The sequence below is a fragment of the Gabonia massiliensis genome (assembly GCF_001403595.1).
GTDB classification, from domain to species: Bacteria; Bacteroidota; Bacteroidia; order Bacteroidales; family Coprobacteraceae; genus Coprobacter; species Coprobacter secundus.
The window spans coordinates 500,392-513,661 of the sequence record NZ_LN877938.1; the positions used below are offsets into that span (position 1 = coordinate 500,392).

At 45.7% G+C, this 13,270-nt stretch carries 6 protein-coding genes and 1 pseudogene; 1 reads left to right on the top strand and 6 read right to left on the bottom strand.

The window, feature by feature from the left end:
- Nucleotides 1-88: 88 nt before the first annotated feature.
- Nucleotides 89-1,153 carry a metallophosphoesterase gene (locus BN2628_RS04205; protein ID WP_246469162.1) on the top strand — a complete coding sequence of 355 codons (1,065 nt, stop codon included), beginning with the start codon at nt 89-91 and terminating at the stop codon, nt 1,151-1,153.
- 103 nt (nt 1,154-1,256) lie between these two features.
- Here BN2628_RS04205 and BN2628_RS04210 read toward each other — a convergent pair whose 3' ends face one another.
- The 6 genes and pseudogenes from BN2628_RS04210 to BN2628_RS04235 form a co-directional block, all read right to left on the bottom strand.
- On the bottom strand, nt 1,257-3,707 hold the full coding sequence (locus BN2628_RS04210; protein WP_021929264.1) for an alpha-galactosidase: 2,451 nt from the start codon (nt 3,705-3,707) through the stop codon (nt 1,257-1,259).
- Nucleotides 3,708-3,918: 211 nt separating this feature from the next.
- Entirely contained in the window at nt 3,919-5,973 is a 2,055-nt protein-coding gene (locus BN2628_RS04215) for an FG-GAP-like repeat-containing protein (RefSeq protein WP_055096133.1), read from the bottom strand.
- A gap of 204 nt (nt 5,974-6,177) precedes the next feature.
- Nucleotides 6,178-7,875 carry a RagB/SusD family nutrient uptake outer membrane protein gene (locus tag BN2628_RS04220; RefSeq protein ID WP_021929262.1) on the bottom strand — a complete coding sequence of 566 codons (1,698 nt, stop codon included), beginning with the start codon at nt 7,873-7,875 and terminating at the stop codon, nt 6,178-6,180.
- Nucleotides 7,876-7,895: 20 nt separating this feature from the next.
- Nucleotides 7,896-11,090, bottom strand: a complete 3,195-nt coding sequence (locus BN2628_RS04225) for a SusC/RagA family TonB-linked outer membrane protein (protein ID WP_055096135.1) — start codon at nt 11,088-11,090, stop codon at nt 7,896-7,898.
- A 21-nt stretch (nt 11,091-11,111) separates the two neighbouring features.
- On the bottom strand, nt 11,112-12,644 hold the full coding sequence (locus BN2628_RS04230) for a fasciclin domain-containing protein (RefSeq protein WP_055096137.1): 1,533 nt from the start codon (nt 12,642-12,644) through the stop codon (nt 11,112-11,114).
- Nucleotides 12,645-12,677: 33 nt separating this feature from the next.
- Nucleotides 12,678-13,270, bottom strand: a pseudogene (locus BN2628_RS04235) (fasciclin domain-containing protein); the annotation flags it as partial.

Below are 13,270 nucleotides of genomic sequence, written 5' to 3' on the forward strand. Positions count from 1 at the left end.
GCTATATTTGTCCTCCGGACTCTACAACGAATAAAAAAACAGGGGCATAATCCTTTAACAACAATATATGATGAAAAACAAAATTTTTATGTGTTTTATATGGATAACGGCAATTTCTACCGGTATCTCTTCATTGCATGCACAAGTATATCCCGTACGGCCAAAATTGTCTGACCCAAATTCTTTTTCTATCATTGTACTTCCGGATCCTCAAAGTTATAATAAATATGATGCCAACCAGCCTTTGTTTGAATTACAAACGGCCTGGATAGCTAATAACATCGATAACCTGCAGATTAAGAGTGCACTTTGTACCGGTGATCTTGTAGAGCAAAACGACTGTCTTATTCCTAACGGGATAAACGGAAACCAGACAAGTACCGAACAATGGGAAGCCGCATCAAGGGCATTCCGCCGTCTTGACAATAAACTTCCGTATGTGCTTTGTACCGGTAACCATGATTATGGCTATGTTTCGGCTGAGTGCCGACGTAGTTACTTCCACGATTATTTTCCTGTCGAGAGAAACAGTTGCTGGAGAAAATCTTTAGTCTCTGTCGGGCTAAACGCAGACAGTATTCCTACGTTGGAGAATGCGGCTTATGAGCTGGATACGGATACTTGGGGAAAACTTTTAGTCATTTCCATCGAGTTTGCTCCTCGTGATGAAGCTATTGTATGGGCAAAGTCTATTGCCAATGATGAGAGGTACAAAAATCATAAAGTGATTTTGCTCACACATTCATATCTTACTGCTAATGCCAAACGACGCGAAAAAGAGAAATATAAAATAGCTCCGGCCAATTATGGGAAAGCTATATGGGAAAAACTGGTTTATCCTTCCCCAAATATCGGAATGGTGATATGCGGACATGCTTGTGCCATTGTCGACTATGAAAATCAGGTCAGTTTCCGCACGGATAAGAATATTGCCGGTAAAAATGTCGCACAGATGATGTTCAACGCCCAGACCGCAGACGGTGAGTGGTGTGGCAATGGAGGAGATGGATGGCTCCGTATCCTAGAATTTCTTCCGGACGGAAAGACAATTAAGGTACGTACCTTTTCTCCCCTGTTTGCTCTTTCCAAGTTGACATCCGACAAGGCCTGGAGAAATGCTCCTTACGACCAATTCGATATTACTTTCGAATAATTATATTGCGATTACGAATATACTATATATAGAGACAAGGAGGACATCGGGATATATTCGGATGTCCTCCTATCATTAAAGGGCCTAACATCTATATACCTAATCACACACCTATGCTCACCAGTTTTTTAGCGATTATCTCCCCGTTCTTCAAAACGACTCTAACGATATAGACGCCCGATGTATAGGAAGCCGTGTCTATTTCCGCTTCGCAATCCGATACTTTATTTACTGATAATATTCCTCCTGACAAGGAATACAATGCAACGGTGTCTATTTCCGTTTCCGAGGAGATATGTACTTTGTTTCCTATCCGAGCAATGGCAAGCGCATCTGTCCCGACCGTTGTTTCTTCAATCGACACGTCTACTTTTTTTTTAGATATGCGATAGACTCTTACGTCTTGTTTGGGGACATCATAGGTAAATCCCGTGCTTGTGAAGGAGACGGTTTTGCCTTCCCATAATTCTTTTATTTCCGATACATTGTCGGGGTGTACTCCTATACGGGCGAAATCGATGGTTGCGTTCTGGGCGTCTTTGTATGCAAATACGGCTACGTATACCGAGGCGGATGTCTCATACATGAACAGCTTCTCGGAACCGTCTTCAGCATACTTGTCGGCATATACATAATCTGCTCCCAACACGCTGGCTGTCGTCCCTTCATGTCCGTTTATGGGATAAAAGGCACCACAGAGTCTTACCATTTCATTGATGTCCGTATTCGTCAAGAGTTTCAATGCTCTTTCTCTCGATAGTCCGGGATTTCCCACGACAGTCCCATTACCGTCTTTACAATTGTCGCTGAAGTTATCACCTACCATATAGGCTCCTGTAATGGCTCCCGAAGTCAGGCGTATGCGATTGGTTCCTTCTGAGAACTCTACTACCGATTTTACATTCTGGTTACTATCGTAATCTACTCCAATCATCACCAAATGGTCGGGGTCATTGACGGTGTACAACTTGTCTGTCCACCAGCCATAAGAGGTAGCATTGAGCACATACTGGGCATTGGGTACGCTCCCCCATGCGTCACAAGTGGTGCGACGGCCTGTGGTGTACTGGTAAGGGAACATCGGAGACATCGCCAGTACGGTATAGGCTCCCGGCATCTTTTGCTGGATGTATTCGTACATTTGTTTCATAAAGTAGTTATAGGCTTGCACTCCGGTAGTAATGTCTTGTACATAGTAACTGTCTCCCTCACAGATACCGCAGTCCATAAAATCAATCTTGATGTAATTGAACCCTAATTTGGCATAGTTGATAATCGAATATTTCATGGCGGCTATCGTCCCCGGATGGGTGGGGTCTACACATAAAGCTCCGTTTGCCGGATTTTTGTATTCTTCACCGTTGACTTTCAGCAATATGTCTTTTACTTTATAGGGGCAATTGGGGTACAGCGGACTTTCCCGATTTTCCCAGTCCCAACGGCATAGAAAACCGGCATAGGCTCCGATAAGCCCGTTTTTTTCTTTGCAATGTGTGGCCAGAGAGCTCAGTTCTTCATTATTCATATTGTCATTGTACCATGCGTCAAGGCTGAGTATGGTACGTCCTTTTTCGTCCACGAATCCGGCGTTTTTGAAGACATCTTGCGAGAGAAAATCGGCTACGTCCATACATCCCTGATAGTTGATTCGTGTCTGCATAGCACCCCAACTGCTCCAACCGAAAGGGTCGCCTCCTTCCCACGGGGCCGGCGGGGCAACCAATGTATTGGCATGGGCAAAAGCGTCCATTCCTTTACGCCAGTCATCGTAGAGCCCTATCATAAAAAGTGCCGAGCGGACTTCTGCCCCTGTTACTTTTCCATGCGGAAGGGCATCGCGCGTGGTAGACTGATTGGTATATCCCGACAGGCATTTGAAATAGTCGACTGTTCCGGTCGCCAGAGCATGCACGACAACAGCGCTTTTCCATGTGTCGTGTTCTACCGAACCGGCTATCAATCCTTTACGCGACTGGGCGGAATAGATGGCTGTGGCTTCGTGCGATGAGGTGGTCTCCCCTCCGAATTTGCGGGCTGCATAACGGGAAAATCCGTCATTGTCCCAAGGTACATATAATATACGGTTACTGTCGTCTTTGGCGAGGAATGTCGAGGACGACTGGCTCATCAAGGGTATGAGCTGGTTACTGGATACGGCTTCTGTATCCTTGATTGTAACGCGCACCAAGAAATAGGGATAGTTGTCATAAAAATAAAAGTCTTGTATCAGATGTGTGTTTCCTGAGAAGGAATAGTCCAGAGAGACTTTCTCGCCTGAACCGAAATTGTCCGAAAGGTCTGACCGTACAAGCTCTACACCGGTACAGTCATCGGTATTCAGCGTTGTCTCTTCTGTTCCGGACGCTTTGTTGTACTTGACCGATGCGTATGTGCCGGTGAGTACTGTTGCATCATTGCAGGCGATATCTATCTTTTTCGTATCTTCTTTCAGTATCATTTTCCAATCGCCACCGGAAAATTCGATGTCGCCTGCATAGGACGATATTCCCAAGCTACAGCTTAATAATAGTAAAAAAAGTTTTTTCCTGTTCATTTTTTTTCTTTGTTTTTATGGCTTTCGTTTCTCATTTTGCGCTTTCGTCCCCCCACCTGCTTTTCCCAGCAAAGGCGCGTAACTAAAGTAAATTGCCCGACCGAATAGCAAATCGGTCGGGCAACCTTAAAAACTGTCTGAATCGATTCTCATTATTGTAAAAAACTTATCAAACAGTCAATTCCACACATATATGGGTTAATGCCTATTTTTAAAGTTTTACGACCTTATACGTTTTTCCGGCCACTTTTACCAGATAGATACCGTTTGCATTCACGGGCAACAACTGATTGGTGACTCCGGTTGCAACGGACTGTCCTCCTATGGTATATACGTCTACTTCCATTTCATCCGTACTGCTTACCAATATTCCATTTCCCAAGGCTTTTACAACGATGTTTCCGGCTACTGTTTTTTCAACGCCCACTTCATCTGAAACAGTAGCATTGACAGTGGCAAATTCGCTGGATTGATAGGTATGGTTTACGGCCGATACTTTTACGGTATATTCACCTTTAGGTAATGCCATAGAGTATGAATGTGAACGTACCAATGTCGCAAACTCGGGATATGAGGTCAGTTTTCCGTTATCCAATGCCGAAGTCGTGAATGCAACCAGCTTTCCGTCGGCATCGGTGATATGTATATTGTAATATGTCAGATATTCTTCGTTGTTGTCGTCGTTCCAGGTGATTGTCAATACCCCATTGCTTACGCTTGTTGCCAAGTCGGTAGGTGCAACCGGGGCTTCAGACACGTCTTCTCCCCTCTCGTTCAGCCAAACATTGGTGTGGTCAGGGTATCCTCCTTCTATCATATCGAACTGTCCGTCTCCATTGAAATCACCTACTGCAAAGTTTCCGAAATCGAAACCGGCACCGGTCGTAATGTCACCTGTACCTTGATGAGAGAATTCGTCATCTATAACAAATTGGCTTTGAGACCTTTTGTAAGTTGCCAAGAATGTGTTCCAACCACAATCATTGTTCCAACCGTGATAGAGCAAATCGGCATATCCGTCTCCGTTAAAATCGGCCATAAAGACTTGTGCTGCCGATACGGGAGCCAAACCTGTCTCGGATTCTAATTTCTCGGTAAACGTGAAGGGGGCTTCTGCTCCATTGTTTATCAGTATAGAGGCCAGCTTGCGTCCTCCTGCTTCTCCCCTGTCATCGGCATTGGGTGTACCCAAATTGATAATATCCAGATAACCGTCTTTGTTGATGTCGACCAGTTTCAATTGATTTTCATATATCCGGTATATATTGGATTTGGCATAGTCTTCGGTTACATCCTGAAATTCTCCGTTCTGCAAGTTGCGGTAAGTACGGAATTCGATTCCTCTGTCATCGGAATAACCGGTGCAAATAATATCGAGCCAGCCGTCGTTGTCAAGGTCGGCAAAAGCTACCGAGCCATGCGACATGGGCTTGAATTGTTTGCTGGGTACCTCGGTAGGCAATCCTAACTCATCCATAACATACAGTCCCAAATCATAGGTGTCGCCCTCTTTCATGTTGGCCACCAACTGTTTCTCGAATCCTTGCCCTGCCAGATTTTTATACAGGTAGACAAAGCGCTTGTGTCCGTCTTCCATACCTGTCATGAGTATGTCTATGTACCCGTCCTTGTCGTAGTCACCAAAAGCTACAGACCCTTTTTGGCCTTCATTTACTTTTTGCTTGCAACTCTCGTCACCACAAGGAACAGGCAAGTCAAGACCTTCCATTCTCTTGAACTTATAATCTCCGTCAGGTCCTAAATTGATATATACTTCCGTGGCTTTACGATTTTCTTCGGGGTTATAGAAGGCAGCCGAAGGCATCCATCCATAGTCGCTTTCGTAAGGCCGTACAATAAAGAGGTCGAGATAACCATCGTTGTTGAAATCTACAAAAGAGGCCTCCGAATATACGGCACTGGGTACTCCCGAGAGCATAATGTACTGCTCGTCTCTGTCGGTCGACGGCTTTTCGAACGATTCATTGTTTATATTCTTATACAAGAATCCGTAAGGCCAGTATCCGTCCTGATTGCCCGAACCGTCTTCCTTGGGGACAAATCCTGTATTGGAAAGCCCGCAATTGTAAAAATCCATAAACCCGTCGTTATTATAATCTCCCAGACAATAACCGGGACGGTCGAGCTGGTATAGACTTGAGCTCCATTCTGCTTTGGCAAAGCCCGGAACGGTTTGTGCCGAGGCCTCTGCACCCGCAAATAATGCCGATGCTAAAATAAGGGCTTTCGGTGTAAAGTTTTTCATGTTTGTCAGTGTTTTTAAGTTAAAAAAATCCTATAATTTGTTTGTTGTCTTTTTTGAAAAGTTTTTGCGAATTCACATAAGCAAAATTAGACGAGTTGTCGCATTCTCAATAATACGAATACGTCAAATACTGGTGCAAATGTCGCAATTGTACTTTTGTAAGTCCGGGAAACGACATTTTTGTCATTTCCCGGACAGTTTCGATTATTTCATGTACCAGTTGTCTATGGTCATCAGCCGGGCTTTGGCCGCTGCCGGGTCGGGGAAGCGCACAGATACTTTATCTGCCATCAGTTCGGGATGGTTGCTGCGATGGTGCGATATGCGCAAGAGGTCAAAGAACCGGTTTCCTTCGAATGATGTCTCGGCTGCCAGTTCGTCGAGAATACAGTCTTCGACAAACAGTATAGAGTCTTCGCGGGTAGGAAGTGCGGGAATTACATATTCGGTCTTATCCAGATTTACGCCCTGTCCGCGTCCGCGCATAGCTGTAGGGATATTCGAGTCGAACGTGCTGTTGAATTGTATGTATGTTTCTTTTGCTGCTACTTCGGCCGGATTCACAATAGTTGCCGAGTCTACGACTTCTTGCCTGAGCCCGTGTTTGAGTACGGCGAATGCAAGGGAGGGTTTTCCTGCGCGGTTTACGGCTTCGGCATATCTCAGGTAAAGATGGGGTATGCGGTATATGGGTATGGCTATCGGGTAATAGAGCATACCCACTTCTTCATTCTCAGGATCCCAACCCGACTCCGAGGAGGTAATGGCCCGGCTGTATTTCACAATGATATTTTTCACACCGGTAGTTCCAAAAACCAGAGGGCCGAAACTGCCCGGACTCGATACACTGGGAGATTTGGCTACGCCCCGCAAGTCTCCGCTCAAGTAAGCATCTATCTTGGTAGAGCCTTTGTTTATGTCTGAGAAGAAATACATGGATGCGTTCATTTTCTCGACAAATGATTCTTCAGGAACCAATACCGGCCGGGCATTGTACGAGAGACGGAAAAGCGAGGTATGATAGTCACGAGCATCGGTACTATAAGCTATCATAGACATTATTTCCCCGATGTAGGTCGAAGTATGTCCTGTCGTGGCGGAGGAACGATTGCGGTCGTCCCAGAAGGTGCAGTAAATCTTGTTCAGCGTGTAGTATTGTTTTTCCATCAGGTCATGATACATGACAGCGGCTTGTGTATAGTTGTTCTGATAGAGGTACATGTCCCCCAAAAGCATCCTGACCGGGATAAAAAAGCATCTTGAATTCCAGCCATCGATGCTTCCGTAATCGAGGGGGCGGACATCAATATAGGGTAATAAATCGGGTATCAGCTTGTCTATCAACTGCTCCATATTTAATGCCGGATATTGCTGCATGGATGTTTCGAGATTTAAAATGGGTTCGGTATAGTAATATGCCGTTCCGAATATCTGGGCTATCTGCAAGTATGTCCATGCCCGGATCGTCTTGATTGCGGCAAACTCGGGCAACATAATCTTGTCCTGATAGTTTGTCAAGGTAGTATCCATACGGGCTATTGCATAATTACAGTTGTTTATGATGCTGTAATAGTCTACTTTGTCAGCGTATTCGTTGTCGGCTGTAAATTGCAGCTGAGATATTTCTTTCAACGATACGGAGGCTTTGTCTGTCAGTGCCATCAAATCGCCCCGCAGTTCTCCTAAAAGTACGTACCTCTCTCCTATTTTTTGTAATTGGGAGAGTATGCCCATTACCGAGTACAAGGAATCGTTGGGGTTTTTAAGATTTCCTTCCCTGTCAAAGGCATAGTCGGTGGATTCTGTATCGAGCATATCTTCACATGAGGTGGAAGATATTGCCAACAAGGATACCAGAAATATATATATGAAAGCTCGTATGTTATTTGTCCTTATTTTCATAATTACTTTTATTTATGTGTTTACAAATTGATTTTCACTCCTAAATTGAACGAGCGGGACAGAGGTATCATACCGGCATCTATACCTTGATAGAGTACCGACGAACTATATGAGAACTCGGGGTCACTACCCAGATATTTGGTCAGGGTGCATACGTTGTTTACCGAAGCCCAGACGGACAGTCCTTGTATAAATGTGGTTCTTACAGGGATTTTGTAAGATACGGACAAGGATTTGAAACGCAGATAAGAGGCGTCTTCTATCCATCTGTCCGAGAACCGGGCATTTCCCATGGGATCGCCATAGGTAGCTTTCGGGATATCTGTTTCTTGCCCGTTTACAACCCAGCGGTTCTGCATTGCTGTAGACTGGTTTATCAGGCTGCTTCCGGATTCCAGATTTGCACGCAAGGCATTGTAAGCGTCGTTTCCGTAAGAATAGGTAAACAGGGCTCCTATCGTAAGGCCTTTATAGGAGAAGTTGAAATTGAAATTACCATAAAAATCGGGATTAGGGTCACCGATTATCTGACGGTCTTTGCTGTCGATAATGTGGTCTCCGTTTACATCTTCGAAGTGCATATCTCCAGCTTCAAAGGGGATTAGTTCACCGGTATTGGATTTCACGGAAAGCCCGGCTTCTTTTGCTTGGGCTACGTCCTTGAACACTCCTTTTGTCTTGTATCCGTAGAATACTCCGGCGGGCTGTCCTACTGCCGTCAATATTTCTCCTCCTGCGATAGAGGTGGTATACGAGCCGTTTGCCAAGGAGGTTACTTTATTTTTATATTTCCCAATCATGGCTCCAAAGTCGAGTTTCCAATCTTTGCGGTCTATGATACGAAGGTTGGTTGTTATTTCGAATCCTTTGTTTTCGAGCTCTCCGTCATTGCTCCAGAAATATTTCACTCCGGCTACGTCGTCCAATTGTTTACGGGTGAGCAGGTCTTGGGTTCTGGAGGTGTAAAAATCGGCATTTACTGACCAACGGTTGTCGAACATGCAGAAGTCTAACCCGACTTTTGCCATGGAGGTGCTCTCCCACTTCAGTTTCTCATTTCCGATATTGGCCAAGGTAAGCCCGTAGGCATTTCCGAAAAAATGAGTGGACTGGAAATATGAATTGCGGGCGTAGTCGATAATATTGTCATTGCCTGAAAGAGTATAGTTCAGCCGCAGTTTCAGGAAGTTGATGAAATCTACATTTTTCATAAATGATTCCGATGATATTATCCATGCGGCAGAGACGGAGGGGAAGAGTCCCCAGGGTACCCCTCCGATTTTCAAGGCGTCGGCCTTGCGCCCGAAACGGGATGATGATTCCATAGCTGCCGAGACATTGAATATGTAGCGGTTATAGAGGGCATAATCTCCGTTCAGATACCAGGATATGGTACGCTGGTGCAGATTCTGCCCGCTCATATAACGCAAGGACGAGGAGGCGTTTTCGAGTCCCGAGAGATAGTCTGACCCGGTATTGTATCCTTTGCCGAAAGTATAGTCGTATATGTCATTGTAGAACCGGTACCCCGCAAATACTTGCAACTTGTTTACGGCATCTTTCAATATGTCGTATGTAGCCCGAAAGTCGATTGTGGCGGAAACTTCTTTTCCTTGTAAATTGCGCACTTGATTCAACGCTGTGGCATATACCTCGCCCAAGTCATTGTATAGGGGTACGTCCGACACGCCTTTATCGGGAATAAATGCTCTTTCTTTTTCTTTGTCCCAGGAGTATCCGAAGAGGAGGCTCAGCTCAAGTTTGTCCATCAACCGGTAAGTGGGCCTGGCGTTGGCATTGAAGCGATATTTCTTTATGTTGGCCGTATTGTTGAGTATCGCCAACGGATTGCCTATGTTCAACTCATCGGTATCGCTCAACCGGGCAGTCAGATTGCCGTCGGTGTCGTACTGGTAGGGATGATAGAGGGGCGATTTTATCAGGGAAAGATACAGGGGCGAACTCACCTCATCCAGTCCTGATGTTACCTGATGGTTTACGGTCTGCGCAAAGGCTATATCCAAGGCTACTTTGAAATTTTTCGCCAGGTTGATGTCCGAATTGAAACGGACATTGAGCCGGTTGAAACCGGTATTGTCCAGATTTCCGTCGTTCTTGGTGTATCCCATCGAAAAACTGTACAAGGCTATGTTATCTCCTCCGCGTACATTGACTCCATAGTTCTGCGAGAAAGCACCTTTTTTGATTTGGTCGAACCAGTCTGTCTGGTTGTGGCTGCTCTTGTAATATGTACGGGTAGGATCATCGTCGAGGAACTGCAAGCGGTCGGCATCTACATCCATACCCCGTATCATGTCGGAGGCATACAGCCTGAATGCCTTTGCATCCATTACGGGAATGGTCTTGAAGGGCGTGCGATATCCCATATTTATAAAAGCTTCTATTTCGGTGGCCATATCGCGGCTTCGCTTGGTATCGATAATGACTACTCCATTGGCTCCTTTACTTCCATAGATGGCTGTCGCGTCTTTCAATACAGTAATTTTTTCTATATCATTGGGTTCTATCAGAGCCAAGGGATTATTGGTAAAACCGTCGACTGCCGAATAAGCATTTTCCTGCATCTGCCAGATAATGCCATCGACAATGAACAGGGGCTGTGCAGAGGCATTCAACGAGTTGAGTCCTCGCGAAAAAATCGTGCTGCCGCTCCCGGGAATACCCGACTGGGAGAGTACGCGGAGCTGCCCGTTGAGCCTGGCTGTGATGTCTTCGTTTATGGCCGTAATTCCTGTCGAGAAACGGGTTACGGAATTGGCCCCGTTGGGCAAAAAAACGGTCTCGTCATAAAATGCTTTACCGTTATCTTCGAGGATGCGTATTTCTATATTATGGCGTCCTTTGACAGGTACAATCTGGTCATGGAATCCGGGTGCTTCTACCGAAAGTGTCACTCTGCCGTCGGGCAGGTCGATTCTGAACTCACCTTTTTCGTCGGACATGGCTGTGATACGGGTATTTACCGCACTGACGCGCACCCCGGCAAAACCTTGTCCTGTGGCATTGTTGACGACTCGTCCGGTAACGGTAAAGGTATTTTCAGTATTTTTCCGGAATTCGGGAACAGAATCCTGAGCGGGAAGATTGACTGCTACCCCAGATAGGGAATACCATGCCAGACATGTCGCAAAAGCAATTGATTTCCACATAGAGATATATGTTATATGATTATTTTTGATTTTCTGCTTCTTCATTGTTTTTGACTCCTATCTTTTTTAGTTTACCGGAACAAATCTGATTTTATCGATACGGAATTTCGCCACGTTTTTCGAAGTCTTCTCCGCATATACTGTGAGGGTCGTGGTTACTTTGGCATCGGCGGCTGTATGTGAGGTCTCGGACCACCACAGATTGTCATAGTAGTTGGCTACTGGCATGGTGACACCGGTAAAGGCCGTTGCCCGGACTTTTTCCGTTCCGGTAACGGTGGCTCTCTTTCCGTCGGAAGTTTTGGTACGGCCGTTGGTATTCATATACTCCAGTTCAAATTCGACTTGGGCTCTTTCTGTTTCAAATTCTTCTCCGTCCACTATCGGGGGAACGAAGTCTACATAGACTTCATATTTGCCCGAGAGTATATTGGGAATCTGGAATGAAACGGATGCTTGGTCCGAACCGGTCACTTCCAGATAGCTGTTGTTGCTGACATCGGTAAAGTTGTCGCCCACGGAAACAGTACGGACGAATGCCGTAGATGAGCCGTTGACCGTACGACCGTCTTCGTCTTCGCACTCGATAACGATTTCGGGATTCCATGTGTCGAGCGGCTCATAATTAAGCGCCGATGTCGTATATATGTTTCCATTGGAGCCTTTGATAAAGGTTGTTCCGGCAAAAAGGGAAGGTACATTGTGGGTAACCGTACCGGTGGTAGACACGAGAGAATCGTACTGTGCAAAAGGTTCTTCGACAAGTTTACGGTATACAAGGCTGTTGACAATGGCCAGCGAGGTCTGTACTTTTTGCAGCGAGTCGGCATACTCCTGCCCGTTATGGGTAGGGGCTTTGAAGTAAGGGGCTATCTGTTCGTAAGCTTTGTCCCAAGCTCTGTTGTCGGGCAAGAGCATGGTATAAGTAGAATCTTCATCTTGTACATATCCTATACCGTAGATTGACTCCAACAAGGGGTTATAGTCTATGTAGACGATTTCGAGTGATGTGCTCAGCTCTTCCGATACGACTTTTTCATTGAAAGAGGAAATGAAATCGTACAGTTTGGAATAGTCCGAATGTGTCTGTGCGTATTCGTAGAGATTATAGGAATAAGGTATAACTTCCGAGACGGTGTGAAGTATCCCGTTCGATGCCAAACGGTCTTTTTGCAACAGGGTCGCGCTCCCAAAAGTGAGTGTGCCGTCGCTGGCATACATCAGCCTCTTGCCGTTCAGCATAACGACACTTTCATCGACCGGCATGGCGGTGGAGTTGCTATACCGGGCTATATGGTTGTTGACGATACGCAGCAGCTCTTCTTTATCGTTCATATCTATGCCCGACAAAGCATCATTTACCGGGGCCCAAACGGTATATGTCTGCGTAGAGGTCAGCAGAGAGTCGTACCCGGTCGCTTCCACGACTTTCACAAATGAAGCGAGGGATGCTTCGCTCCGGATTATTTCCCACAGATTTTCATCGGGCAAGTTTTCCGAACGGTCGAAATGCGAATCCCAATCGTCTTTGCAGGAAACGAATATTGCGGCTAACAACAAGACGATTCCCGGCCATATACTTGATATACGATTTTTCATATTATATCTGTTTTCTGTTATATGTACTGTGTATTAGTTAATATCTTCCGTTTCGATAAGGTTGGTAGGGATATATTCGATGTAATCGAGATGGAATTCCCGGTCGTTTGTCTCCACATTTTTTACCCTGAAATAGTGGGGTGCATATTCCTGGAAAGAGAACGTCCCGATGACGATACGCAGGGAGTAGGAATCGTCGCGCAATGTCTTGGGCCCGTTCAAGGAATATACAGAGGCGGGGGCTTTCATGTATCCTCTGTTGCGCATCGCCTTATCATTTTCGCTACCGTTATCGGCTGTTTCCGAATCGGCCACCCACCCTACTCCGGGGTCGGTACCGATTGTCCTCAGGTTTACAGGTATACCCTGTATATCGCCGTCGATAAAGAGTTGTGCGATTCCCCTCCAGCTTTCGGCACGATATCCCAAACGGATTTCATAGGAACCCGGCGGTACGGGCAACAGCCGCAATGTAAAGTCGTACCATCCGGTGAATATCATTTCGTCGGCCTGATGATTGGTCCAGCTTTCCGATGCCCATAGTTTGATATTAGAAGCATCGTTGAACGTAAGATAATCTCCGCAAAAATCGGGTGTAATGGAATAGCCTACATTGCCCTGCATAT